26 protein-coding genes are annotated in these 25,073 nt (G+C 32.4%); 20 read left to right on the top strand and 6 right to left on the bottom strand.

Annotation, left to right across the window (positions count from 1 at the left end; genetic code table 11):
* The first annotated feature begins 73 nt into the window (after positions 1-73).
* The 18 genes from D9R05_RS05750 to D9R05_RS05665 all read left to right on the top strand — a co-directional run bounded on the left by D9R05_RS05750 (position 74) and on the right by D9R05_RS05665 (position 16,549).
* Complete coding sequence (locus tag D9R05_RS05750) at positions 74-1,384, top strand: dihydrolipoamide acetyltransferase family protein (protein ID WP_121666293.1); 1,311 nt, start codon at positions 74-76, stop codon at positions 1,382-1,384.
* Between the two features lie 202 nt (positions 1,385-1,586).
* Positions 1,587-2,363, top strand: a complete 777-nt coding sequence (locus D9R05_RS05745) for a 3'-5' exonuclease (RefSeq protein WP_121666292.1) — start codon at positions 1,587-1,589, stop codon at positions 2,361-2,363.
* 6 nt (positions 2,364-2,369) lie between these two features.
* Positions 2,370-2,984: a fumarylacetoacetate hydrolase family protein gene (locus D9R05_RS05740; protein ID WP_121666291.1), complete on the top strand. Its 615-nt coding sequence runs from the start codon at positions 2,370-2,372 to the stop codon at positions 2,982-2,984.
* Between the two features lie 16 nt (positions 2,985-3,000).
* A complete protein-coding gene (locus D9R05_RS05735; protein ID WP_121666290.1) occupies positions 3,001-3,339 on the top strand; it encodes an Hpt domain-containing protein in 339 nt (112 codons plus the stop codon).
* Positions 3,340-3,348: 9 nt separating this feature from the next.
* A complete protein-coding gene (locus D9R05_RS05730; RefSeq protein WP_121666289.1) occupies positions 3,349-4,596 on the top strand; it encodes a competence/damage-inducible protein A in 1,248 nt (415 codons plus the stop codon).
* 85 nt (positions 4,597-4,681) lie between these two features.
* A complete protein-coding gene (gene rpmB / locus D9R05_RS05725; RefSeq protein WP_121666288.1) occupies positions 4,682-4,921 on the top strand; it encodes a 50S ribosomal protein L28 in 240 nt (79 codons plus the stop codon).
* Positions 4,922-4,946: 25 nt separating this feature from the next.
* Positions 4,947-5,129, top strand: a complete 183-nt coding sequence (gene rpmG, locus D9R05_RS05720; RefSeq protein ID WP_121666287.1) for a 50S ribosomal protein L33 — start codon at positions 4,947-4,949, stop codon at positions 5,127-5,129.
* 6 nt (positions 5,130-5,135) lie between these two features.
* A complete protein-coding gene (locus D9R05_RS05715) occupies positions 5,136-5,288 on the top strand; it encodes a DUF4295 domain-containing protein (RefSeq protein WP_121666286.1) in 153 nt (50 codons plus the stop codon).
* 194 nt (positions 5,289-5,482) lie between these two features.
* The gene (gene ftsY, locus D9R05_RS05710; RefSeq protein ID WP_121666285.1) at positions 5,483-6,442 is read left to right on the top strand and encodes a signal recognition particle-docking protein FtsY; all 960 of its coding nucleotides are present in this window, start codon (positions 5,483-5,485) and stop codon (positions 6,440-6,442) included.
* A 3-nt stretch (positions 6,443-6,445) separates the two neighbouring features.
* Complete coding sequence (locus D9R05_RS05705; protein ID WP_121666284.1) at positions 6,446-6,748, top strand: hypothetical protein; 303 nt, start codon at positions 6,446-6,448, stop codon at positions 6,746-6,748.
* A 93-nt stretch (positions 6,749-6,841) separates the two neighbouring features.
* Positions 6,842-8,149: a 30S ribosomal protein S12 methylthiotransferase RimO gene (rimO, locus tag D9R05_RS05700; RefSeq protein WP_121666283.1), complete on the top strand. Its 1,308-nt coding sequence runs from the start codon at positions 6,842-6,844 to the stop codon at positions 8,147-8,149.
* Between the two features lie 555 nt (positions 8,150-8,704).
* Complete coding sequence (gene bshC / locus D9R05_RS05695; RefSeq protein WP_121666282.1) at positions 8,705-10,300, top strand: bacillithiol biosynthesis cysteine-adding enzyme BshC; 1,596 nt, start codon at positions 8,705-8,707, stop codon at positions 10,298-10,300.
* A gap of 37 nt (positions 10,301-10,337) precedes the next feature.
* Positions 10,338-11,726 (top strand): pyridoxal phosphate-dependent decarboxylase family protein, encoded by a 1,389-nt coding sequence (locus D9R05_RS05690; protein WP_121666281.1) that lies wholly within the window; start codon positions 10,338-10,340, stop codon positions 11,724-11,726.
* A 95-nt stretch (positions 11,727-11,821) separates the two neighbouring features.
* Positions 11,822-13,351, top strand: a complete 1,530-nt coding sequence (gene guaA, locus D9R05_RS05685; RefSeq protein ID WP_121666280.1) for a glutamine-hydrolyzing GMP synthase — start codon at positions 11,822-11,824, stop codon at positions 13,349-13,351.
* An 11-nt stretch (positions 13,352-13,362) separates the two neighbouring features.
* A complete protein-coding gene (locus D9R05_RS05680) occupies positions 13,363-15,273 on the top strand; it encodes a PBP1 and LysM peptidoglycan-binding domain-containing protein (RefSeq protein ID WP_121666279.1) in 1,911 nt (636 codons plus the stop codon).
* Complete coding sequence (locus tag D9R05_RS05675; RefSeq protein WP_121666278.1) at positions 15,274-15,681, top strand: OsmC family protein; 408 nt, start codon at positions 15,274-15,276, stop codon at positions 15,679-15,681.
* Entirely contained in the window at positions 15,674-16,207 is a 534-nt protein-coding gene (locus D9R05_RS05670; protein WP_121666277.1) for a DUF922 domain-containing protein, read from the top strand. The genes D9R05_RS05675 and D9R05_RS05670 overlap by 8 nt, the downstream gene beginning before the upstream one ends.
* A gap of 78 nt (positions 16,208-16,285) precedes the next feature.
* Positions 16,286-16,549: a hypothetical protein gene (locus D9R05_RS05665; RefSeq protein WP_121666276.1), complete on the top strand. Its 264-nt coding sequence runs from the start codon at positions 16,286-16,288 to the stop codon at positions 16,547-16,549.
* 203 nt (positions 16,550-16,752) lie between these two features.
* On the opposite strand, the gene D9R05_RS05660 is transcribed toward D9R05_RS05665, so the two are convergent.
* The 5 genes from D9R05_RS05660 to D9R05_RS05640 form a co-directional block, all read right to left on the bottom strand.
* Positions 16,753-17,013, bottom strand: a complete 261-nt coding sequence (locus tag D9R05_RS05660) for a leucine-rich repeat domain-containing protein (protein WP_162984912.1) — start codon at positions 17,011-17,013, stop codon at positions 16,753-16,755.
* Between the two features lie 37 nt (positions 17,014-17,050).
* Complete coding sequence (locus D9R05_RS05655) at positions 17,051-17,338, bottom strand: hypothetical protein (RefSeq protein ID WP_121666274.1); 288 nt, start codon at positions 17,336-17,338, stop codon at positions 17,051-17,053.
* Positions 17,339-17,357: 19 nt separating this feature from the next.
* A complete protein-coding gene (locus tag D9R05_RS05650) occupies positions 17,358-18,302 on the bottom strand; it encodes an NAD(P)H-dependent flavin oxidoreductase (RefSeq protein WP_121666273.1) in 945 nt (314 codons plus the stop codon).
* Between the two features lie 27 nt (positions 18,303-18,329).
* On the bottom strand, positions 18,330-19,523 hold the full coding sequence (mnmA, locus tag D9R05_RS05645; RefSeq protein ID WP_121666506.1) for a tRNA 2-thiouridine(34) synthase MnmA: 1,194 nt from the start codon (positions 19,521-19,523) through the stop codon (positions 18,330-18,332).
* Between the two features lie 65 nt (positions 19,524-19,588).
* Positions 19,589-20,266, bottom strand: coding sequence for a toxin-antitoxin system YwqK family antitoxin (locus D9R05_RS05640; protein ID WP_121666272.1), 678 nt, complete (start codon positions 20,264-20,266; stop codon positions 19,589-19,591).
* A gap of 60 nt (positions 20,267-20,326) precedes the next feature.
* Here D9R05_RS05640 and D9R05_RS05635 point away from each other — a divergent pair, with 60 nt between their 5' ends.
* Complete coding sequence (locus D9R05_RS05635; protein ID WP_162984911.1) at positions 20,327-21,745, top strand: fasciclin domain-containing protein; 1,419 nt, start codon at positions 20,327-20,329, stop codon at positions 21,743-21,745.
* A gap of 360 nt (positions 21,746-22,105) precedes the next feature.
* A complete protein-coding gene (locus D9R05_RS05630; RefSeq protein WP_205589272.1) occupies positions 22,106-23,131 on the top strand; it encodes a BamA/TamA family outer membrane protein in 1,026 nt (341 codons plus the stop codon).
* 77 nt (positions 23,132-23,208) lie between these two features.
* Here the strand turns inward: D9R05_RS05630 and yidC are convergent, their stop codons facing one another.
* Positions 23,209-25,065, bottom strand: a complete 1,857-nt coding sequence (gene yidC, locus D9R05_RS05625; RefSeq protein WP_121666270.1) for a membrane protein insertase YidC — start codon at positions 25,063-25,065, stop codon at positions 23,209-23,211.
* Between the last annotated feature and the right edge of the window lie 8 nt (positions 25,066-25,073).

Here is a 25,073-nt window from a genome sequence, read left to right as displayed (position 1 = left end):
ATTATTACTAAGAAAAGCATTTTTTAATTAAATTCGCAACCGATAACAAAAAAAGCACCTTCGGGTTATAAATATGGCAAAATTTGAACTGAAATTACCCAAAATGGGAGAAAGTGTTGCGGAAGCAACCGTAACCAATTGGCTGAAAGAAGTAGGAGAGAGAATTGAAGAAGATGAAGCCGTTTTAGAAATAGCAACAGATAAAGTAGATAGCGAAGTGCCTAGTGAAGTTGAAGGTACCTTGGTTGAAATGCTTTTTGATGTAGATGATGTGGTACAAGTAGGGCAAGCTGTAGCTATAATTGAAACAGATGGAGATGAAGCTCCAGAAACAGAAAGTACTTCAGAAACTCCAGCAACTAAAGAAAATGTAGAAGCTGTTCAAGATACGGTTAATAAAGCTCAAGAAAGTACAGGTCAGCAGGATTTTTCTGATTCAGAACGTTTTTATTCTCCATTGGTAAAAAGTATTGCTTCAGAAGAAAATATTAGCCTAGAAGAATTAGAAAAAGTTCAAGGAACAGGAAAAGATGGAAGAGTTACTAAAAACGATATTTTAGCATACATAGAAAATCGTCAAAATGCTCCGCAAGAAACAGCTAAAAAGCAACAATCAAATAAAACTTCTGTAGCCGCCGCACCAAAACCAGCTGCTGCACCAGTAAGTGTAAATGGTGAAGATGAAATTATTGAAATGTCTAGAATGGGCAAAATGATTTCTCATCATATGGTAAATTCAGTACAAACTTCAGCTCATGTTCAATCATTTATAGAAGTTGATGTTACTAAAATTTGGAACTGGAGGAATAAAGTAAAAAACGAATTCCAAAAAAGAGAAGGAGAGAAGCTTACTTTTACCCCAATCTTTATGGAAGCGGTAACAAAAGCTATTAAAGATTTCCCATTAATTAATATTTCTGTTGATGGTGATAAAATCATAAAAAGAAAAGATATTAATTTAGGAATGGCTGCTGCTTTACCAGATGGAAACTTAATTGTTCCGGTAATTAAAAAAGCCGATCAGTTAAATTTAATAGGAATGGCTAAACAAGTTAATGATTTAGCAAACAGAGCCAGAAACGGAAAATTAAAACCAGACGATACACAAGGGGGAACGTATACAGTAACCAATGTGGGAACCTTTGGAAGTATTATGGGAACTCCAATTATCAATCAACCACAAGTAGGTATTTTAGCTTTAGGAGCAATCCGTAAAGTACCGGCAGTTATAGAAACGCCAGATGGAGATTTTATTGGTATTAGAATGAAAATGTTCTTATCTCATAGTTATGATCACCGTGTGGTAAACGGAGCTCTAGGCGGTCAATTTGTGCAACGTGTTGCACAATACTTAGAAGCTTTTGATGAGAATAGAGATATTTAATTTCTTGTAGATATAAATAAAAAAACGCCCGAATTATCGGGCGTTTTTTGGTTGTTGTTATAAGTTTTAGTCAATTAAAAAATTCAGTTTAGTTAGAACTGAAATATTTTTGAGGACTAAAATTAAAAAAATATTTTAAAACAGGCTATTTTTTTTATCACTTCGCTACCTTGTAGTACCTTTGCTGTCAAATTCTATTGCAATGAAATTAAACCTAACAAAGCCTATTTGTTTTTTCGATTTAGAAACTACCGGAACAAATATAGCTAAAGACAGAATCGTAGAAATTGCTATTCTTAAAGTGTTTCCTAATGGTAATAAAGAAAGCATAACGCTTAGGGTAAATCCAGAAATGCCGATTCCGCCTGAAGTAACAAAAATACACGGAATTTCTAATGAAGATGTGGCTGGAGAACCAACCTTTAAAGCACTTTCAAAAAAAATATTCGAATTTATTAAAGGTTGCGATCTTGGCGGATACAATAGTAATCGTTTTGATATTCCACTTTTAGCAGAAGAATTTTTAAGAGTAGAAATAGATTTTGATATTAAAAATGCTGTTGCAATTGATGTACAGACAATTTTTCATAAAAAAGAAAAGAGAACATTAGAAGCCGCTTATAAATTTTATTGCGATAAAAATTTAGAAAACGCTCACAGTGCTGAAGCAGATACAATGGCTACTTTTGAAGTTTTAGAATCACAATTAGATCGTTACCCAGACTTAGAAAATGATACCAAATGGTTAGCAGAATTTAGTGCACATAAAAAATTTGCAGATTTTGCGGGTTTACTAGCTTATAATAAAGAAGGTAAAGAAATATTCTCTTTTGGTAAACACCGTGGCAAATTAGTAGAGAAAGTACTAGATGAAGAGCCGGGTTATTATGGATGGATGCAAAATGCTGATTTTCCGCTTTATACAAAAAAAGTGCTTACCGCAATTAAATTAAGAAAACTCTCAGAAAAATTAAATTAGGGGTTTATGAAAATAATTTGTGTAGGTAGAAATTATGCAAAGCATATTGACGAATTAAAAAATGAAAAACCGACCGATCCAGTATTGTTTTTAAAACCAGACACATCGGTTTTACTAAAAAAACAACCCTTTTTTATTCCAGATTTTTCTTCAAATGTTCACTATGAAGTAGAGGTGTTGGTTCGTATAAAAAAAGTAGGTAAATTTATACAAGAAAAATTTGCTCATAAATATTACGATCAAATTAGTTTAGGAATAGATTTTACGGCAAGAGATTTGCAGCAAAAACTTAAAGAAAAAGGATTGCCTTGGGAAAAAGCAAAAGGATTTGATGGTGCAGCCGTAATTGGGCAACATTGGTTTTCAAAAGAAAATTTCACTAATATTCAGTCACTTTCATTTCATTTAGAAAAGAATGGAGAAACCGTTCAGCAAGGTAATACCGAGCAAATGATATATAAAATAGACCAATTAATTGCGTATATTTCGCAGTTTTTTACCTTAAAAATAGGTGATGTTATTTTTACAGGAACACCCGCAGGAGTTGGTCCGGTAGAAAAAAATGATCGTTTAGAAGGATTTATAGAGCAAAAAAGTGTATTTGCTATAGATGTAAAGTGATTTAAGAAGTAAGAAAATGAAAAAGTATAATTTAGAGCAAGTTGAAGAAATGGCAGGAGGCGATCAAGAATTTATTCTTGAAATGGTAACCACTTTTATTGAAGAATTGCCAGAAGATATTAGAGCGATGAACGAAGCTGTAGAAAACGGTAATGCTCAATTAGCATATCAAAGCGCACACAAAATGAAACCAAACTTAATTATTTTTGGATTAGACCTTGCGCCAGAAGTTAAAAAAATAGAAGGTTGGGCAAAAAGCGATTCTACGAAAGAAGAAATTTTACCTTACGCTAATAGTGTTTCAGAAACTGTTCTAACTGCTTGTAAAGAATTAAAAGAAGATTTTAATCTCTAATTGATTTTTATGAATGCAGAAATAATTACCATTGGCGATGAAATTCTTATAGGTCAGATAATTGATACAAATTCTGCTTTCATTGCAAAAGAGTTTAATAAAATAGGAATAGATGTAGCGCAAATAACATCTATTCAAGATGAAGAACAGCATATTTTAGATAGCTTAAAACAAGCTTCAAAACGTGCAAAAGTTATTATTCTCACTGGAGGGCTAGGTCCTACAAATGATGATATAACAAAAAAAACTTTATGTACTTATTTTCAAGATGAGTTAACACATCATCAAAGTGTTCTGACACATATTGAAAAACTATTTGAAAAATTAGACACAGAAATTTCAGATTTAAATAGAGATCAGGCTATGTTGCCCTCAAAAGCAATTGCGCTTCATAATGCGTACGGCACAGCTCCGGGAATGTTTTTTGAAGAAAATAATGTAGTGTATGTTTCTTTACCGGGTGTCCCTTTTGAAATGAAAAGCCTGTTGACCGATCAAGTAATTCCGCTAATAAAAGATCGGTTTCAGCGCCCATATATAATTCATAAAACTGTTCTAACCTACGGTGTTGGCGAAAGTACCATTGCTCAGAAAATTGGATCTTGGGAAAATAACTTGCCAAATTTTATAAAGTTAGCGTATTTACCTGGATTAGGTAGAGTAAGGTTGCGTTTATCAGCAAGGGGTGATAACGAACAGAAATTAATTTCAGCAATAGACGAACAAATTAAAGGTTTACATCATTTAATTGGTGATATAATAAAAGGTTACGAAGAAGAAGAAAATATTGAAGAGCGAATCGCAAAATACCTCACTTTAAATGAATGGAGTGTGGCTACTGCCGAGAGTTGTACTGGCGGAAAAATTGCAGCTCGTTTTACATCAATCCCGGGAGCTTCTTTATTTTTTAAAGGAAGTATTGTTACTTATGCCACATCAGCAAAAAATGATGTCCTTAATATTCCTAAAGATTTTATTGAAAAATACTCAGTAGTAAGTGCAGAAATCACTGAAGAAATGGCAATACGTACGCAAAAATTGTTTAATTCAGATTTTGCTGTTGCCACAACCGGAAATGCCGGCCCTACAAAAGGAGACAGTGAGGCAGATATTGGTACTGTTTTTATTGCAGTAGCCACTTCAAGTACAGTAAAAAGTTTTGAATTCAATTTAGGAAATCAACGAGAAAAAGTTACAGAAAAAGCAGTAAATAAAGCTTTTGAGCTGTTGCTGAAAGAATTGGAAGAAATAAATTAAAATTTATAAAGTAATAGTTGTAAGTTAGGTAAAAAAATTGTTAATTTGCATCCTGTTTTGAAATAACGAGAAAAGATCAGAAAAAATGTCAAGAGTTTGTGAACTTACCGGGAAGAAAGCAATGGTTGGGAATAACGTTTCTCACGCAATGAATAAAACTAAACGTAAATTCAATGCGAATTTAGTTAAAAAACGTTTTTATATTCCTGAAGAAGATAAATGGATTACCTTAAAAGTATCTACATCTGCTTTAAAAAATATTAACAAAAGAGGGATCTCTGCTGTCATCAAAGATGCAAGAGCAAAAGGATTCTTAAAAAAGTAATCAAACCCTTTAATACCTAAGAGAAATGGCAAAGAAAGGAAATAGAGTTCAGGTTATATTAGAATGTACAGAGCATAAGTCATCTGGAAAACCAGGTACTTCAAGATACATTACAACTAAAAATAAAAAGAATACGCCGGATAGAATGGAGTTAAAGAAATTTAACCCAATTCTTAATAAAATGACGGTTCACAAAGAAATAAAGTAATAAGTTATGGCAAAGAAATCGGTAGCATCATTACAAACGGGATCTAAAAGACTTACCAAAGCTGTAAAAATGGTGAAGTCAGAAAAAACTGGAGCATATACATTTGTAGAGCAAATTATGGCACCAGACCAGGTAAATGACTTTTTCAAGAAAAAATAAGTTCATTATATAATAAAAAAGCCGTTCCGTTTTTTCGGGACGGCTTTTTTGTTTTGTGTATATTTGCTTTTTAAAAATAATTAGGGCGTTACCCCGTTTTAACGGGGTCGGGCTATCGGCAGTCGCTATTTGTTTTTTGAGTAAACAAATGAGCTCCAACAAAGCCTTTATCCCTAACGCAAATACGAGTATATATGGGGTTATTTAAGAAAATATTTTCAAAAGAAAAAAAGGAAACCTTAGATAAAGGGCTAGAAAAATCTAAATCAAGTTTTTTTGGTAAACTTAGTAAAGCAGTTGCCGGAAAGTCAAAAGTTGATGATGAAGTTTTAGATGATTTAGAAGAAGTACTCGTATCTAGCGATGTTGGAGTTGCTACAACAATAAAAATTATAGATCGTATTGAAGAGCGTGTAGCTCGCGATAAATATTTAGGTACAGACGAACTTGACAAAATTCTTCGAGAAGAAATTGCCGCTCTTTTAAGTGAAACCGGTTCTGGAGATCATGCTAGTTTTCCATTGCCAGAAAAAAAACCATACGTAATAATGGTTGTTGGTGTAAACGGTGTAGGGAAAACAACTACAATCGGCAAGTTAGCGCATCAATTTAAAAAGCAAGGTAAGAAAGTAGTTTTAGGTGCAGCAGATACATTTAGAGCAGCAGCTATAGATCAATTACAAATTTGGGCAGATCGAGTAGATGTTCCTATTGTGAAGCAAAAAATGGGAAGCGATCCAGCTTCTGTGGCTTTTGATACTATTCAAAGTGCTGTTAAACATGATGCCGATGTTGTAATTATAGATACTGCCGGAAGGTTACACAATAAAGTTAATTTAATGAATGAATTAACTAAGGTTAAACGCGTTATGAAAAAAGTTGTTGATGATGTTCCTGACGAAGTTTTACTAGTGCTAGATGGTTCTACCGGGCAGAATGCTTTTGAACAAGCAAAACAATTTACCGCCGCGACAGAAGTAACTTCTCTCGCCGTTACAAAACTTGACGGTACAGCAAAAGGGGGTGTAGTAATTGGTATAAGTGACCAATTTCAAATTCCTGTAAAATACATTGGCGTAGGGGAAGGAATAGAAGATTTGCAAATTTTCAATAAAATGGAATTTGTAGATTCATTCTTCAAACAAAGTATTTAAATAATGGATAACGAAAATAGACCAAAGCCATTTTCAAAAGAGCGAACTAAGGCAACCATATGCAAAGTGATTTTCTTCTACAGCGTTTTTTATGTGGTTATGAAAGTTATTGCAGCTTTTAAAGGAATGGCTGTAATCCCTAATCTAATACTAAGTCTACCATATTTAATTTTTGCAATTATCGGTCTGTGGATGACAAGAAACAATAAGTTTTCTTGGTGGTATGTTATTTTAGGTGTTTTACTAGTTTCTTTTATGCGCTATTATGAATTCACTTTCATGCAATATCTTCAAAAGACCTTGTAGATAAACTTTTAATTATTCAGTCCTAACCCCAAAAAATAGTTTCAAAAAGGTTCAAAATAAGATTTTGTATCTTTGCACACATTTTAAAAAATTATGCGAACAAAATCACGGAAGAAGAACAAGATTAATGTAGTAACGCTGGGTTGTAGTAAGAATATCTATGATTCTGAAGTGTTGATGGGACAATTAAAAGCTAATAATAAAGAGGTTGTTCACGAAGAAGAAGGTAACGTAGTTGTTATTAACACCTGCGGATTTATAGATAATGCTAAAGAACAATCGGTAAATACAATTTTAGATTTTGCTCAGAAGAAAGAAGCAGGAATTGTAGATAAAGTCTTTGTAACTGGATGTCTTTCTGAACGCTATAAACCTGATTTAGAAAAAGAAATTCCGAATGTTGATCAATACTTTGGAACAACAGAATTGCCTTCACTTTTAAAAGCATTAGGAGCCGATTATAAACACGAACTATTAGGAGAACGTGTTACAACTACTCCAAAAAATTATGCATTTTTAAAAATTGCTGAAGGTTGTGACCGTCCGTGTTCATTTTGTGCGATTCCATTAATGCGTGGTGGACATAAATCTACTCCGATTGAACAATTGGTAAAAGAAGCCGAAGGTTTAGCAAGAGATGGTGTAAAAGAATTGATTCTTATAGCGCAAGATTTAACCTATTACGGATTAGATCTTTATAAAAAGAGAAACTTAGCAGAATTACTCCGTGCATTGGTAAAAGTCGAAGGGATAGAATGGATTCGTTTGCATTATGCATTTCCTACCGGTTTCCCAATGGATGTATTAGATGTAATAAACGAAGAGCCAAAAGTTTGTAATTATTTAGATATTCCGTTACAGCATATCTCTGATGATTTACTGAAATCTATGCGTCGCGGAACTACTCATAAAAAGACGACTGATTTAATTTATAAATTCAGAGAAATCGTGCCACAAATGGCAATAAGAACGACACTTATTGTTGGTTATCCGGGAGAAACCGAAGCGCATTTTCAAGAATTAAAAGAATGGGTAAAAGAAATGCGTTTTGAGCGTTTAGGTTGTTTTACATATTCACACGAAGAAAACACACATGCGTATAATTTAGAAGACGATGTTCCTGAAGATGTTAAACAAGAACGTGCTAACGAAATTATGGAAATTCAATCGCAGATTTCTTGGGAGCTTAATCAACAAAAAATAGGGCAAACGTTTAAATGCGTAATTGATAGGAAAGAAGGTAATTATTTTGTTGGAAGAACTGAGTATGATTCTCCTGATGTAGATAATGAAGTATTAATTGATGCTACTCAACATTATTTAAAAACCGGAGATTTAACAGAAATTAAAATTACCGAAGCTGCCGATTTTGATTTGTACGGTGTCCCGATAAATTCATAAAAAAATATTGAATTTTTATTTCTAAAAGCCGAAGTTTTGTTTCGGCTTTTTTATGCTTCTACTTTTTAGGATATTTGTTACTTGTGATAATTGTGATTTTCGTCATCTCGGGCTTGATACGAAATTTCATACAGTGTTAAAAATCAATATTTAGAATATGAAACCCTGAATTAGATTTAGGGTGACCATACAGTTTTATGCTAGATAACGTGCAATCATAGAACAGTCTTATCTATAATTATTCGTTCGAGTCCGAGTGAAATTTGTTGAATTAACATAAAGAACTATTACAATTGAGTTTCAAATGCTTTCAAAATATGACGCTTTGCTTTTTGTAAAAATATAAAGGTAGTAATGCTAATTAATTTTATTATTGTTTATCAGTTAGTTACAGTCAAGTCTTGTTTCTTGGTTCTAAAAGCAAAGCGGTCTTAATTCTTTACCAGATAACAATGATAATTATTATAGGTTAATCTTGCTTTCAGCCTTTAACTAAAAATTAGTAGAAAAAATATGAGATAAACTTATCTTTGCACTTTCAAGATTTTCTTACTTATGGCCGACTGTATTTCTTACGAAGAGACTTTTTATTTTTCTAAACTAATAATAGATTATTTAGCTGAAAAAAAATCACTTCAACAATTTTATCAACATTTTCCCAGCTTAGAAAATTTTGAAAAACAGCTTCAAGAAAAACAAAAAAACTATTCAACTAAAACCAGAAAAGTTTTAGTAAAAAGTCTTCAGCAGCAATACAAAAATATGTTGATTTCAGCCTCAACTGAAGAAAATATACAAGCCTTAGCTCAAGAAAATACATTTACGGTAACAACCGGTCATCAATTAAATTTATTTACCGGACCACTTTATTTTCTATATAAAATAATATCAACACTAAATTTAACCGAAAGTTTAGCTGAAAAATATCCCGATAAAAATTTTGTGCCAATTTATTGGATGGCAACGGAAGATCATGATTTTGAGGAAATTAATTTCTTTAATTTTAATGAAGAAAAAATTCAGTGGAAAAAAGAATCGAAAGGAGCTGTAGGAGAACTTTCAACAGAAGGATTACAAGAAGTTTTAGAGCAATTTTCTTCAAAATTAAACAGTTCTGAAAATGCAGAATATATAAAAAGCATTTTCAAAAAAGCATATACGGAACACGCAACTTTAACCGAAGCTACACGGTTTTTAGCAAATGAATTATTCGGGAAATATGGTTTGGTAATTTTAGATGGAAACGATAAAGCTTTAAAAAAAGAGTTTAGCCCATTTGTAAAAAATGAGTTAATAAAACAGACTTCTTTTAAAAAAGTTACAGAAACCACTGAGAAGTTAGAAAGTGAAGGTTTTAAAATTCAAGTAAATCCGCGTGAAATCAATCTATTTTATTTAAAAGAGAATCTTCGAGAAAGAATCATAAAAGAAGAAGATTTATATTTTGTTCATGAAACTGAAATCCGTTTTACCGAAAATGAACTTTTAAAGGAAATAGAAAATTATCCGGAACGTTTTTCGCCAAACGTAATTATGCGTCCTTTATACCAAGAAGTAATATTACCAAACCTTTGCTACATTGGCGGTGGCGGAGAGTTGGCTTACTGGTTACAATTAAAAGAGTTTTTTGAAGTAGAAAAAATTCCATTTCCAATCTTATTATTACGAAATTCTGCCTTGTTAATTACAGAAAAACAAGACAAAAAAATAAAGAATTTAAATCTACGTGTAACCGATTTATTTTTAAATCAATCCGACTTAGAAACAAAGCGCACCAATGAAATTTCTAAAATTGATATTGATTTTTCTGTGCAAAAAAAACACCTTCAGCAACAATTTGAAGATTTATATGCTTTAGCAGAAAAAACAGATAAATCTTTTGTGGGAGCAGTTGCAGCGCAAGAAAAAAAACAAATTAACGGATTGTCTCATTTAGAGAAACGCTTGCTAAAAGCGCAAAAGAGAAAATTAAAAGACGAGCTAGATCGTTTAGTAAATTTACAAGATCAATTATTTCCGAAGCAAAATTTACAAGAGCGTCAGGCTAATTTTAGTGAATTTTATCAAGCTTATGGTAAAGGTTTAATTCAGCAATTAAAGCAAGAATTAAATCCACTTCAACAAGAATTTTCAATTATTTACCTATCATAAAAAGCGAATCTAGGTTTTCGCAAAAAAAATAACCATCATGAAAAGTATGCACTCCATTGATATCGATACGGTTGAAATGACCTTAGATATTATGAAATATGCCATTCATAGAATTTCAAATACTGCTCCAGAAATGGGCTCTCCCAAAAAAGAAGAAGATTTACTAAAGTTAGTGGGAGAAACAGTCACCGAAAAAGGAATTGGTGGCGAAAAAGCATTTGAGTTATTTAAAGATGTTTTTGTAAAAGCAACTGTTCCTGCAGATCACCCAAGGCATTTAGCATTTGTACCAGCAGCACCTACCAGAGCAGCAACTTTATTTGATTTGGTTACTTCTGCATCAAGTATGCACGGTGCTTATTGGATGACGGGTGCCGGCGGAATTTTTTGTGAAAACCAAGCCATGAAGTGGTTAGTTTCTTTAACCGGTTTACCCGAAGGTGCTTTTGGTGTTTTTACCAGTGGCGGTACTTCAGCAAATCTTTCGGCAATGATTGCAGCTCGTGAAGCTTGGCGAGATCAAAATGAAGAAAATAGAGCTTTTAGAGCCCTTTTAATCACTTCTAACGGAGCGCATTCATCTGTAAAATCGATGGCAAAAGTTATTGATGCAGATATTATTTTAGTTGATGATGATGAAGATGATCGATTAACAGGAAAATGGTTGCAAAAAGCCATTGATAATTTAAGCGAGTTTGACAGAAAACGTCTCTTTGCGGTAGTGGCAACCGGCGGAACCACAAATGCGGGAATTATAGATGAACTAGATACCGTAGCCGATGTTTGCGAAAAAGAACAACTTTGGTTTCACGTAGATGCAGCTTATGGTGGTGGTGCGTTGGCAGCTCCTTCGGTTAGGCATTTATTTAACGGAATAGAACGCGCAGATAGCATTACTATAGATCCGCATAAATGGATGTTTTCTCCGTATGATTGTGGTGCGGTAATTTATAAAGATTTAGAACTCGCTAAAAACGCCCATTCGCAAAAAGGTGCTTATTTAGATATCTTTAAAGATGAAGGTGCACAGGGTTTTAATCCTGCAGATTATCAAATTCAATTAACCAGACGTTTGCGTGGTTTGCCGTTATGGTTTTCTCTGGCAATGCACGGAACCGAAAAATATACCGAAGCTATAGAACGGGGGCTAAGTTTAGCGATTAATGCTGCTAAACAAATTGAAGAAACACCACATTTAGAGTTGGTAAGAGAGCCAAGTTTATCTTGTGTTTTGTTTAGGAGAAAAGGATGGACGGCAGAGGATTATAGAGATTGGACTTACGAAAATCATAAATCTGGTTTTGCTTTAGTAACTCCAACTAAATGGACCAAAAATGGAGAGTCAGAAACTATTTCTCGTTTTTGCTTTATCAATCCAGATACCACAGAAAAAGATATCGAAGAAATTTTAGCCTCTATGAAGTAATTGGCTTTCTGTAAGGTATAACTTTTACTTATTTTAAATGAATAAAAATCTGAAATTTGCCCTTTAATTTTTATCGCAAATGATTACTTTTGCCTATGCAAAATAACGTACTTATATTAGATTTCGGTTCGCAGTACACGCAATTAATTGCGCGAAGAGTAAGAGAATTAAATATTTACTGCGAAATTCATCCATTCCATAAAATACCTGAGAATGTTTCAGAATTTAAAGCGGTAATCCTTTCTGGAAGTCCGTTTTCTGTCAGAGCTGAAGATGCCCCGCATCCAGATTTATCAAAAATTAGAGGTAAAGTGCCAATGTTAGCCGTTTGCTACGGAGCACAATACTTAGCTCATTTTCATGGCGGAAAAGTAGAACCATCAGAAACAAGAGAATATGGTAGAGCCAATCTTTCGGTAATTAAAGATGCAGAAATGCTTTTTGATGATATTACTGAAAATTCGCAAGTTTGGATGTCGCATAGTGACACTATTAAAGAATTACCAAAAAATGGCGTTCGTTTAGCAAGTACGCACGACGTACTAAATGCAGCATATAGAATTGATGGCGAAGAAACGTATGCTATACAATTTCACCCAGAAGTTTATCATTCAACCGATGGAAAACAATTACTAGAAAATTTCTTAGTTAAAATCTCTAAAGTTGAACAAGAGTGGACACCAGAGGCTTTTGTTGATATGACGGTAGCAGATTTAAAACAACAAATTGGTAATGAAAAAGTTGTTTTAGGTCTTAGTGGTGGAGTAGATTCTACTGTTGCGGCGGTTTTATTAAACAAAGCTATTGGTGATAATTTATACTGTATTTTTGTAAACAATGGTCTTTTGCGTAAGAATGAATTTGATAGCGTACTAGATCAATACAAAGACATGGGCTTAAATGTAAAGGGTGTAGATTCTTCTGCACGTTTTTTAGATGCTCTAAAAGGTATAAGTGATCCTGAAGAAAAACGAAAAAAGATAGGAAACACTTTTATTGAAGTTTTTGATGATGAGGCGCATGAAATTACCGGTGTAACTTTTTTAGCACAGGGTACAATTTACCCAGATGTTATTGAATCTATTTCAGTAAATGGGCCTTCTGCAACTATAAAATCACATCATAATGTTGGTGGTTTACCTGACTTTATGAAATTAAAAATTGTAGAGCCTTTACGCATGTTGTTTAAAGATGAGGTGCGTAGAGTAGGAGCAGAAATGGGCATTGATCCTGAATTATTAGGAAGACATCCATTTCCCGGACCAGGTTTAGCAATTCGTATTTTAGGTGATATTACAGCAGAAAAAGTTCGTGTGTTACAAGAAGTAGATCACATATTTATACAAGGACTAAAAGATTGGATGTTGTATGATAAAGTGTGGCAAGCCGGCGCAATTTTACTACCAGTGAGTTCTGTAGGAGTAATGGGAGATGAACGTACTTATGAAAAAGTAGTTGCTCTTCGTGCTGTAGAATCTACTGATGGAATGACTGCAGATTGGGTAGATTTACCACATGAATTTTTACAAAAAACATCAAATACTATAATAAATCGTGTAAAAGGCGTTAATAGAGTAGTGTACGATATTAGCTCTAAGCCACCTGCTACGATTGAGTGGGAATAAAATTATTCTAGATGAAAAAAATATTGGTTTTCTTAGTAGTTGTAAATTTCTTTTCAACTATTGTTTTGGCTCAAAACTATAAAACGCATCGCGTTCAACAAGGCGAAACAATAGCAGAAATTGCAAAAAAATACGAAGTTACCGAAGCTGCTATTTACAAACTAAATCCTGATGCTAAAAATGGAAATATTTTAGCAACGGTTTTAGTGATTCCTTATGGAGAAACACCAGACGGCGTTTCGGGGTCTAATGTGTTGCGTTTCAAAGAGTACGAAGTAGAAGCTAAGGGGACTTTGTACAGCATTGCTAAGGATAATAATATTAGTGTTGAAGATTTAAAAAAATACAATCCTTATTTATATGAAGAAGAATTAGGAAATGGAGACAGAATTCGTATTCCTATTTTCAATAAAAAAGAGGTTGTAAATTTTAATGAATCTGTTCAAAACTCTACTTTTAAAAATTTAAAGCATATTGTTCTACCAAAAGAGGGGAAGTATAGAATTGCTAAGCAATACGGGATGAGTGTTGAAGAACTTGAAGCCCTAAATCCTGAAATGGGAACGTTAAAACCGGGTCAAGTATTAAATGTGAAAAACCCTAAAGCTAAAAAAGAAAAGAAGGAGGAAAAGAATGATGGTTTTCTAACTTATGAAGTTAAACCAAAAGAAACTTTTTATAGTTTAACAAGACAATTTCAAATTTCTAAAGATTCACTTGAACAAATAAATCCACAATTAGCAAAAGAAGGTTTAGAGGCAGGAATGACACTTAAAATCCCTAAACCGGATTATATGGAAAGTGATACGCTGAAAGTAGGAAAAACTAGTATAATTCAATTAGAGAATTACATAACAAACACTTCAGAAAAGCGTATTGCAATAATGTTACCTTTTAACTTACACGAGTTTAAAAAAGATAGTGTAAATAAAAAAGAGCAGATTAAAAGTGATCGTATTTTACGAATTTCTTTAGATTTTTATAGCGGAGTGGTTGCTGCAATAGATTCTGTAGAGCATTTAGGAATTCCGGTAAAAGCTAAATTTTTTGATACACAACAAAGTAAAAATCATATAGAGTCGCTTTTAACGGAGGAAAACTTTCAAAATTATCATGCGGTTATTGGTCCGTTATTAAGTTCAAATTTAGAAGCAGTTTCCAAAAAATTGAATCCTTTTAAAATTCCTGTTTTATCTCCTTTAACTAATGGAGAATTAGAAGGCGAAGAAAATTTATTTCAAACTAGACCTTCTTCTATTGTAATGGAAAAAGCGCTAGTGACGTATATTGATAGTTTAAAGGAAGGAAAAAATATACTTATTTTAACCGACCAGAAACATACGTATTTACGTAACAAACTTTCGTATCGTTTTCCTGAAGCAAAGGTTATTCAGCAAAAAAATAAAGAATATTTGCAGCGGGAAGATTTGATAAATAATTTATCTAAAGAACAGGAAAACTGGATCGTTTTAGAATCAGATGAATTAGGGCTAATAAGTAATGCAACTTCCTATCTAAATTCTTTGGTAGATGAATATGATATCAGGTTATTTACTTCAAATAAAAGTGAACCTTATGATGATGAGGTTTCTAATCAATATTTAAGTAATTTAAAATTTACTTACGCTTCTATAGCTGCAGAATATAGTAAAGAACCTATTGATTCATTTGTTAAAAACTATGTAGCTAATTACGGAATTACACCGAGCAAATATGCCGTAAGAGGTTTTGATATTACGTATGATTTGTTACTGCGCATGGCAACTTCAGAAAACTTAATCGAATCTATAGAGCGTGAGGGCACAACTGAATATGTTGAAAATCGTTTTAATTATCACAAAAAAATGATTGGTGGTTATTTTAATGATGCAGTTTTTCTTATTCAATACGAGAAGAATTTAGAATTAAAAGTATTAAACTAAATGACTTCAAAAGCGATTTACAAAGGGAATTTACGTATAGAAAATACGCACCTGCAAAGTAACTCTACTTATTTTACCGATGCCCCAATAGATAATAATGGTAAAGGAGAAGCATTTTCTCCGACCGATACTGTTGCTACAGCTTTAGCAAATTGTATGCTCACAATTATGGGAATTAAAGCCGAAGAAAAAAAGGTTAATATCATTGGGACTACGGCAGAAATCACTAAAACAATGGCTTCTAATCCGCGACGAATTTCTAAGATTGAAATTCAGATGAATTTTGTAAATGCATTTGATAAAAAAACAAAAGCAATTTTAGAAAAAGCCGCCGTTACTTGCCCTGTCTTTTACAGTTTACATCCTAATATTGAAAAGTTAATACATTTTAATTATCCAAATGATTAAACAATTTTTCATATTAATTTTTTTGTTTGGATTTACAGTAATTCAAGCTCAAGAAAATGATGAAAAATTATATTGGTCAACTACAAAATTAACTTGGCAAGATTTTAAAGCACAACCGGATCCATCAGATCCTTATCATGCCAATACCTATTCAGGGTTTACTTTTTCTTGGTCGATTAATCAAGATGAAAATGGAAGAAATTTTTCATTTGATGTAAAAAGTTATTTTCTACCAAATCAATCTTGGGTAAAAAAAGGAAAAGCAAATCCATATTTATTAGCTCACGAACAATTACATTTTGATATTTCTGAATTACAAGCTCGGAAATTTGAAAAAGCATTGTCAAGCTTTGATACTTCTGGTTCTATAAGCCAAATAAAACAACGCATGAAGAAAATCTATCAGCGTATAGAACACGAACGTGAAGCGATTCAAAATAAATATGATAAAGAAACACAACACGGAAATAATAAGGAATCTCAAAAAAAATGGTCACTTTTAATTCAACAAAAATTAAGTGATTAATTTTACTTCAATTAAACCGATACTCTTTTTACTTTAAATTTTAGTATTTTAGATTATTACTAACTAAAACTAAATTTTATGGAAGTTCAAGAAAATTACGCTTCTCAGAAAAAAATAACACCAAAAAAATGGGCTTTATATGGTTTTGTGGCAAGTATTCCGCTAATCGGCTTGATAATGTTGCTTGTTTGGGGTTTTGGAAATGATGGTAACGAAACCCGAAAAAATTGGGCACAAGGCATGTTATTACTTTACCTTATTTTAATTATTGTAAATATTCTTTTCTTCTTCGTTATCGGCGGAACAGCTTTATTAGGTTCTTTAGGAAGTTCAGAATTTTAATGAAAATAAACTAAAATATATCAAGAGGCTGTCTAAAAAGATTAAAAAGAGTCATTCTGAGTTTATTTCAGAATATCATCTTGCCGAAATACAAATTAGTATGAGAACCTGAATCAGGTTCAGGTTGACAAAAATGGACATTTTAGACATCCTCTTATTTTTATTTCAAGAATTTGTGTTAGAGCTTTTAAAAAATTAATGTTTTATTTTTTGTTGTCTTTATTTTTTAAATAATTATCCGAAGTAAGAAACTCACAGCTTGGCATTTTTAATTCAATATTCTCTACGATTTTATGGTTTTTGAAAATAGTTGAATTACCATAGAGCGAAATTTGCTTTAGGTTTTTTATATTAGCCAATTCATCAGGTAAATCTTTAATTAGATTATAATCTAGTTCCAGATATTCTAGTTTACTAAGGGTGAAAAGCTCAGGAGGTAATTTTTTTATATAATTATATTCCAATACAGTCCCTTTTTTTCGATCCAGATGCAAATTAACCTCAACCAATATTTTTTGCCAATTTATGAGTACTGCTATCTAAATCTGTCTTTGGTCTCCAACCAAGTAATAGAACTCGAAGATTTTTGAATTGAGAAATTTCTTTAGGTATTTTTTTAAGATTTTTACCTCCTAAATCTAGTATTTTAACTTTAGCTGGATTTTCAAGAGCTATTTTTAAATCTTTATAAACTTTATAGTTTTTTAAATCACCTTTTTTCCAGTTAGAATGAGTTTGAGAAAAACTCAGAAGAGGAATTATTAAAAGAGTTATTAATAGTCGATTCATCTTTAATTATTAAAAAAAACTACAACTCAGCAACTCTTTTTTTTGCAGCTTCAAAATCAGAAATTATTTCGTTAACAATTTCTGCTGCGGGTTTTATTTCATTGATGAGTCCACTTATTTGACCTATTTCTAATTCGCCTTCTTCTAAATCGCCTTCAAACATTCCTTTTTTAGCGCGTGCTCTTCCTAATAATTCTATTAATTCTTCTTTAGATGGATTTTTCTTGTAGAGTTCTACTACATCTTCAAAGAATTTATTTTTAATCATTCTTACGGGAGCCAATTCTTTTAAGGTTAATTGCGTATCACCTTCTTGAGAATTTACCACTAAATCTTTGAACGCTTGATGAGAAGAAGCCTCGTTACTAGCTACAAAACGACTACCAATTTGTACGGCATCGGCGCCTAACACCATTGCAGCTAACATTCCATTTCCATTGGCAATACCTCCGGCAGCAATAAGCGGTACGCTTAATTTCTCCTTTACCATCGGTATTAAAGTAAATGTAGTTGTTTCTTCCCTACCATTATGTCCGCCGGCTTCAAAACCTTCGGCAACCACAGCGTCTACTCCAGCTGCTTCAGCTTTTAAGGCAAATTTTACACTACTGACAACATGAACAACTTTAATTCCATTTTCTTTTAAAATTGGCGTCCATGTTTTTGGATTTCCCGCAGAAGTAAACACAATTTCAACTCCTTCTTCAATAATAATATCCATGATTTTATCGAGATCCGGATATAACATCGGCACATTTACACCAAATGGTTTATCGGTAGCTTTTTTGCATTTTTGAACGTGTTCTCTAAAAATTTCAGGATACATAGAACCTGAACCGATAATCCCTAAACCACCGGAATTACTAACAGCACTAGCTAATTTCCACCCGCTGGCCCAAATCATTCCGGCTTGAATTAGTGGATATTTTATATTGAATAAAGAAGTGATTCTATTTTTTTGCATGAAGTTGATCTTAAATTGAAACCAAAGTTATGAAATTACACCAGAACCTAGTAATTCTTCGCCGTGATACCAAGCTACAAATTGCCCTTCGGTGATGGCAGTTTGTGGTTTTTCAAAAATTACGTACAAACCGGATTCTGTCTTATATAGTTTAGCTTTTTCTAAAGGTTGACGGTAACGAATTCTGGCGCTGACTTCTAATTCTTGATCGTTTTCTAGCTCTAAATCTTCTCTCACCCAATGAATTTCATCTTGCTGAACAAAAAGTCCTTGGCGTAAAAGTCCGGGATGGTTTTTACCTTGCCCTGTGTAAATAATATTTTTTTCTACGTCGGTTTCAATTACAAAAAGAGGTTCGGGAGTGCCGCCAACAGCCAAGCCTTTACGTTGTCCTTTTGTAAAATAATGAGCTCCGTTGTGCACACCAACTTTTTTTCCTAATTCTTTTTGATAGCTGTATTTCTGACTTAATTGTTCTAGTTTTTCTTGAGTTGAAGAAAATTCTTCCGCTTTTTGTGAATACATTTTTTCTTCAGCAGGAATTTCTACAATTTCACCTTTTTTGGGTTGTAGTTTTTGCTGAAGAAAATCTGGAAGTCTAACTTTTCCGATAAAGCAAAGTCCTTGCGAATCTTTTTTACCAGCAGTTACTAGATTTTGTTCTGCAGCAATTTTTCTAACTTCACTTTTTTGAAGTTCACCAATAGGAAATAGTGTTTTTGACAATTGCTCTTGAGAAAGTTGACATAAAAAATAGGATTGATCTTTATTTTTATCTTCTCCGGCTAATAATTGATAAATTTTTTTGCCATCTTTTTCTATAATTCCTTTTCTACAATAATGACCCGTTGCTACAAAATCTGCTCCCAGAGAAAGGGCAATTTTCATAAAAACATCAAATTTAATTTCACGATTACAAAGTACATCTGGATTTGGAGTCCTTCCACGTTCGTATTCATTAAACATATAGTCTACAATACGCTCCTTGTATTGTTCACTTAGATCTACTGTTTGAAAGGGAATATTTAATTTATCAGCAACAAGCATCGCATCGTTGCTGTCGTCTAGCCATGGGCATTCATCACTAATAGTAACAGAGTCATCGTGCCAGTTTTTCATAAACAAACCAATAACTTCGTAACCTTTTTCTTTTAATAAATAGGCCGTCACACTAGAATCTACCCCGCCACTTAAACCAACAACCACGCGTTTTTTACTCACAACTTTAATTTTTTGTAGGTGCAAAATTAACGAATTTGTCGCAGTTTATAGCCTTTGCTTACGTTCTAATATTCTTCTATTTCTTTTAGTTGGTCATTATTATAATAGCGCCATTCTCCTGAACGTTTTCCTTTTGAGTAATTTCCTTTAGAAATTAATTCTCCGTTGGCATTATAGGTTTTTGTAGGTCCGTCTAATTTTCCGTTTTTATAATTGTAATACTGAATTAGTTGACCATTTTTTGCATAAATAAAATTTTCACCATGAGCAACGCCATTTTTAAAAGCTTTTTTTTCTGTTATTTCTCCATTTGGGAAATAAACAATTTTCCAACCGTTTAGCTTGTCTTTATTATAGGTTTCTTTCATCATCAACTCGCCATCTTTAAAGTAATATTTCCAAGTTCCTTCTCGTTTTTTATTTTCCATCATTCCTTCACTTACGAGTTCTCCTTTTTTAGTAAAAAATTTTACAAGTATACCTTCTTTATCAGAAAAATATGTTTTGGTAGCTGTAGGTTGATCTTTACTTTTTGGCTTATAAAACTTAAAAGTTCCTATTTCTTGTCCGTGTTTAAATTCACCTTCGTAGCGAATTTGATCTGTGCCTTCATATTTTTTCATCCATTTTCCGTGGCGTTTTCCTTGATTATCAAACTGATTGGTTTTTTCAGTTTGAGAAAAACTAGCCGAAGTGATTAAAATAAATAATAAAAAGAAGCCGTTTAGTTTTTGTAGAAACATGGAGTTTAATTTTTTAATCTGTTGATTTAAGCTTTATTTTAGCAAATAAAACACTAAATGATGAAATTTATTTTAAAACGCATAACTTTTCTGGCAATAATCTTACCGCTTTTTGTTTTTTTGGCATGTTCTGACGATGATGATAATGGGAATGTAATTGAAGGAACTAACTCTATTGTTGATTATTTAAATAATAATGACCAATATTCATTATTTGCTCAAGCGGTAGATCAGGCAGGTTTAAATGGACGACTAAATGGTAATGCCGGGACCTATACTTTTTTTGCGCCACCAAATACCGCTATGGAAGTTTTCTTGCAAGAAACCCAGTTTGATAGTATTGGCGATATGTCTCAAGAACAAGCATTACAATTGGTTTCTAATCATCTTTTAGAAAGTTTAAATTTTAAGGATAATTTTTCTACTGGTTATTTAAAAACTTTAGCTACCGTTCCGGTAAATGATAGTGTAACCATAAATATGAGTCTATTTGTTGACGCTATAGATGAGCCTATTTTTAACGGTGAAACAAAAATAACCAATGCCGATATTGAAGTTGATAATGGTGTTTTTCATGAAATTGATAAAGTACTAAAACAACCTAATTTAAAAACATTTTTGCTTGCCGACGAAAATCTGACCACTTTTTATAATGCTATTACAGAAGCTGATATCACCACTGATTTTGAAACTATTTTAACCGATACATCAACTTATACTAGCATTTTTGTGCCAAATCAAAATGCGATAGATGATTTTTTACAGAATACTTCGAATGATGTTGATCGTTTAGATAATATTTATCGCAATCATTTTTTGGAAGGTTTGCAAATTTCAACCGATTTTGAAACCGGTTTCGGCGCAACGCAAGCAACAGAAAATTATACCGGAAATGATAATCCTATTGATGCATATTTTAATACACAATTAGGTTTAATTGTTAATGGATCTGCACAAGTTGTAATTCCTGATATTGTAGCGATAAATGGCGTAATTCATGTAACAGATAATATAGTTGAATTACCAAGTTTAGCAACTTTTATAGGTGCTAATTCAAATATGAATACTTTTACAGAAGCACTTAATAGAGATGATCAAGCCATGCAGAATTATATAGATCGGTTAAGTGAAGAAGATATAGGTGCTACTGAAGCTCCATACACTGTTTTTGGTCCTGATGATAATGCGTTTGAAGAACTTTTATTGGAATTATATCCAGATAATCAAACGGCAGATTTAGCCACTATTCCACAAGATAGTTTAACCAATATTTTAAATCTGCACATCATAAAAGAAACTAGTTTAATTAGTGATAATTTCACCAATACAAGTTTAGAAAGTTTAGGTGCTACAGTACAATTAAATGCATCAGATTCCACCTTAGTTGATATGAATAGTCGATCTGCTAAAATTTCTCCTTTAAATGGACAAGCGACTAATGGAATTTTACACGGTTTAAAAAGTGTTTTGTTACCCTAAATAAATAGCTTATGAACAAAAGCTTTATTTTTATTTTATAAAATTGTATCTTAGGGAAGTAGTTACATGTTTAAACCTTAGGTTTATAGGTGTTTATACGACTTTAAAATAGTATTGTTATTTGTTTCTTCATAACATTTTTAATGTTGTTTAACTTATGAGAAAGGTTTTACTAAATGTTAAGTTTTGAGGTGCAAAATAACTTACTTACCAACTTTTAAAAGTAAAACGCTTGTTTACTTAACAATCTTTATTTTTTTAATTCCTATAATAATTTCCGCACAAAATGATTCAATAAAAACTTCACCTTCAAAATTTAATCTTAAAGTTTTTAAAGATCCAGTCGATGGTAAATTTGATATGAGCAGTTTTTTAATCGACTATAATGGTTTTTTACCGGTAGCTCAACTTATTACAGAACCAGCTTTAGGAGATTTAGGTGTTGTTTTTACGCCAATTTTTATAAAACCTAATAAAGCTGAAGAAGAAAAATATATACCTCCAGATATAACCATGGGTTTTGTAGGTTACACTGCAAATAAAACTTGGGGTTTTGGCGCCATCCGTATAGCTTCTTTACCTAAACATCATTTAAAATATAGAGTAGGCGTTGTCCATGGAAATGTAAACATGAATTTTTATAGAGAGCTGCCCGTAGTAGGAGAAAAAGATTTTGGATTTAATTTTAATATTTCTGGCGCGTTTGCCGTATTGTTAAGACAAATTGCACAAACAGAACTGTACTTAGGACTTGAGTATTTTTACTTATATAATAAAATTAATCCGGATTTTGAACAAACACGTTTTCCTGATTTTGAAGATCGTGTTGATTTTACAGACAACATAAGTAGTTTGGGTGTTAATTTAGAATATGATAAGCGCGATAATGTTTTTACACCTAATAAAGGATTGTATATTACATCAGATTTTAGAGTAAGTGAGAAATGGACAGGAAGTGATTATAATTTTGAGAATGTTCATGTTGGAGTTTTCCAGTATTTTCAATTTACTCCAAAATGGGTTTCAGGATTTCGTTTTGAAAGTAATTTGCAATTTGGTGAAGCTCCATTTTTTATGAAACCGGCCATTAACCTTAGAGGGGTTCCTTTAGCAAAGTATCAGGGCAAACAAACCTATGTTCTTGAAACAGAACAACGTTATGATTGGAAACCAAGATGGAGTAGTGTGTTTTTTGGAGGACTGGCAAAAGCTCCTACAGAGAATATAAGTTTTGATGAATCTAAATTAGTATATAATTACGGTACTGGTTTTCGGTATTTATTAGCACGAAAATTTAAGCTAAGAGCAGGTGTAGATGTTGCTTGGTCTAATAATGATTTTGGTTGGTATATAGTTTTTGGTACTGCATGGAATAATAGAAATTAAATTAGAATTTACTTGAAATAAAAAAAAGCTCCAGAATTTTCTGGAGCTTTTTTTATTAAATTCTATAAGGAATAAATTTACTTTTTAGCATTTTTTTGCTTTTCAGCTTCATCCATCATTTCTTGGAATTTTTTAGCAAACTTCCCTTTTTTCTTAGGTTTCTTTTTATTGGCTTCAATTTTTGCATGAATTTTATCTTCATCAATAATAAAGTTTTTAATCATCAACATAATACCAATGGTAATTAAGTTAGAGGTAAAATAATATAAAGATAAACCACTGGCAAAATTATTGAAAAAAACCAGCATAAATAAAGGAGAAAGATACATGATAAATTTCATATTCGGCATTCCCGGTTGGCTTGTTTGCATATTTTGTCCCGTTGTCATCGTCATATAAATAAAGATAGCAATAGAGGCCAAAATAGGAAATAAACTCACGTGATCTCCATAGAAAGGAATATGAAACGGCAATTCAGCAATTACATCATAACTTGATAAATCGTCTGCCCAAAGGAAGCTTTTTTGTCGAATATCAAACGCACTTGGGAAAAAATTGAACAGTGCATAAAAAACAGGAATCTGTGCCAAAGCAGGAATACAACCACTCATAGGACTTGCTCCAGCTTTGCTGTACAGCTTCATAGTTTCTTGCTGCTTTTTCATAGCATTATCTTTGTACTTTTCGTTCAGCTCATTAATCTCTGGACGAAGCACCTTCATTTTTGCTTGTGATACATATTGCTTGTATTGTACAGGAGAAAGCAATATTTTAATTGAAATAGTTAAGAAAATAATTGCAATTCCTGCGGGTAAAAATCCGCTTAATAAGTTATAAAAAGGAATGATGAAAAACTCGTTAATCCAGCCAAAAATACCCCAACCTAAAGGAACAATTTCATCTAAATTTCGCTCATACTCATTTAGGACTTTATAATCGGTTGGTCCGTAATACCAATCTAGACTTTCGTTTATTTCACCTCCTTTTAATTTCAAAGGAAGGGTAGTTGCAAATTCTTTGGTATAAACGGTATCAATTTCTTCATCTTCAACCAAGTTTTTAGAAATAAATGTACCGCGTTCAAAAGGTGAATCTGTTAATAATACTGAAGTGAAAAAATGTTGTTTAAAAGCCACCCAGCTTATTTCTTCATCGCTGTCCTCGTCTAATTCACTTCCACCGGTATAATCTACTTTATCACTTTCATATTCCCATAAAATTTCAGTATATTTATTTTCATAGGTAATACTTTTAGCGTGGCGATATCCCTTAATGCGCCAGTCTAAATTAATTTTATTATTTTGACTAATAACACCGTTTAAACCTTGTGAACGCAGTTGAAAGTCAACCATATAATCGTTTGGCTCCAGCTTATAATAATATTCTAAATATTCATCTTCTGCTACTTTCAACTTCATAGAAAGTGCATTTCCGTTTTCTGTAAGCGAAGGTTCAAAATAAAGATCTTTAGTGTTTAGCGTTCGGTTATCATTAGTTGTAAAATTGATATTGAACGAAGCATTTTGATCTTTAATAAGATAAACCGGAATAGAATCGTAAGTCTTAAACTTCTTTAAACGCGCTTCAACAATTTGTCCACCTTTATTACTGATGACTAATTTTAAAACATCATTTTCTAGGGTAGTGGTGTTTTCTTTTGCCGAAGGAAGCGTTGCTGAGTAACCAAAAGCACCTAATTCTGATTGTGCTTTAGCTAATTGAAGCGAGTCATTTCCAGAAACATTATTTTCCTCTACACTTGTAGAAGTTGTTTTTTGAAGCTCTGCATCAATTTGTTCAGTATTATTTTTAGCATCTAGGTTTTCATTTTCTTGCGGCTGATTTTCTTGACTGTTATATAACATCCAAGCTAAAATAGCGGCAATCAATACAAAACCGATTATAGAATTAAGATCTAATTTTTTGTTTTCCATATATAATA

The sequence above is a fragment of the Mesonia aquimarina genome, assembly GCF_003667275.1.
Lineage (GTDB): Bacteria > Bacteroidota > Bacteroidia > Flavobacteriales > Flavobacteriaceae > Mesonia > Mesonia aquimarina.
The sequence above is the reverse complement of the archived record's forward strand: the minus strand, read 5'-3'. Positions and strand labels throughout refer to the sequence as shown.

What these genes read in the sequence shown, in the direction of transcription:
- rpmB (WP_121666288.1), top strand. Translation starts at nt 4,682, where the DNA reads ATGTCAAGAGTTTGTGAACTTACCGGGAAGAAAGCAATGGTTGGGAAT.
- rimO (WP_121666283.1), top strand. Translation starts at nt 6,842, where the DNA reads ATGCGAACAAAATCACGGAAGAAGAACAAGATTAATGTAGTAACGCTG.
- D9R05_RS05745 (WP_121666292.1), top strand. Translation starts at nt 1,587, where the DNA reads ATGAAATTAAACCTAACAAAGCCTATTTGTTTTTTCGATTTAGAAACT.
- rpmG (WP_121666287.1), top strand. Translation starts at nt 4,947, where the DNA reads ATGGCAAAGAAAGGAAATAGAGTTCAGGTTATATTAGAATGTACAGAG.
- D9R05_RS05655 (WP_121666274.1), bottom strand. Translation starts at nt 17,338, where the DNA reads ATGAATCGACTATTAATAACTCTTTTAATAATTCCTCTTCTGAGTTTT.
- D9R05_RS05740 (WP_121666291.1), top strand. Translation starts at nt 2,370, where the DNA reads ATGAAAATAATTTGTGTAGGTAGAAATTATGCAAAGCATATTGACGAA.
- D9R05_RS05640 (WP_121666272.1), bottom strand. Translation starts at nt 20,266, where the DNA reads ATGTTTCTACAAAAACTAAACGGCTTCTTTTTATTATTTATTTTAATC.
- D9R05_RS05705 (WP_121666284.1), top strand. Translation starts at nt 6,446, where the DNA reads ATGGATAACGAAAATAGACCAAAGCCATTTTCAAAAGAGCGAACTAAG.
- bshC (WP_121666282.1), top strand. Translation starts at nt 8,705, where the DNA reads ATGGCCGACTGTATTTCTTACGAAGAGACTTTTTATTTTTCTAAACTA.
- D9R05_RS05635 (WP_162984911.1), top strand. Translation starts at nt 20,327, where the DNA reads ATGAAATTTATTTTAAAACGCATAACTTTTCTGGCAATAATCTTACCG.
- D9R05_RS05750 (WP_121666293.1), top strand. Translation starts at nt 74, where the DNA reads ATGGCAAAATTTGAACTGAAATTACCCAAAATGGGAGAAAGTGTTGCG.
- D9R05_RS05680 (WP_121666279.1), top strand. Translation starts at nt 13,363, where the DNA reads ATGAAAAAAATATTGGTTTTCTTAGTAGTTGTAAATTTCTTTTCAACT.
- guaA (WP_121666280.1), top strand. Translation starts at nt 11,822, where the DNA reads ATGCAAAATAACGTACTTATATTAGATTTCGGTTCGCAGTACACGCAA.
- D9R05_RS05665 (WP_121666276.1), top strand. Translation starts at nt 16,286, where the DNA reads ATGGAAGTTCAAGAAAATTACGCTTCTCAGAAAAAAATAACACCAAAA.
- D9R05_RS05670 (WP_121666277.1), top strand. Translation starts at nt 15,674, where the DNA reads ATGATTAAACAATTTTTCATATTAATTTTTTTGTTTGGATTTACAGTA.
- D9R05_RS05735 (WP_121666290.1), top strand. Translation starts at nt 3,001, where the DNA reads ATGAAAAAGTATAATTTAGAGCAAGTTGAAGAAATGGCAGGAGGCGAT.
- D9R05_RS05675 (WP_121666278.1), top strand. Translation starts at nt 15,274, where the DNA reads ATGACTTCAAAAGCGATTTACAAAGGGAATTTACGTATAGAAAATACG.
- D9R05_RS05715 (WP_121666286.1), top strand. Translation starts at nt 5,136, where the DNA reads ATGGCAAAGAAATCGGTAGCATCATTACAAACGGGATCTAAAAGACTT.
- D9R05_RS05650 (WP_121666273.1), bottom strand. Translation starts at nt 18,302, where the DNA reads ATGCAAAAAAATAGAATCACTTCTTTATTCAATATAAAATATCCACTA.
- D9R05_RS05730 (WP_121666289.1), top strand. Translation starts at nt 3,349, where the DNA reads ATGAATGCAGAAATAATTACCATTGGCGATGAAATTCTTATAGGTCAG.
- yidC (WP_121666270.1), bottom strand. Translation starts at nt 25,065, where the DNA reads ATGGAAAACAAAAAATTAGATCTTAATTCTATAATCGGTTTTGTATTG.
- D9R05_RS05690 (WP_121666281.1), top strand. Translation starts at nt 10,338, where the DNA reads ATGAAAAGTATGCACTCCATTGATATCGATACGGTTGAAATGACCTTA.
- D9R05_RS05630 (WP_205589272.1), top strand. Translation starts at nt 22,106, where the DNA reads ATGAGCAGTTTTTTAATCGACTATAATGGTTTTTTACCGGTAGCTCAA.
- ftsY (WP_121666285.1), top strand. Translation starts at nt 5,483, where the DNA reads ATGGGGTTATTTAAGAAAATATTTTCAAAAGAAAAAAAGGAAACCTTA.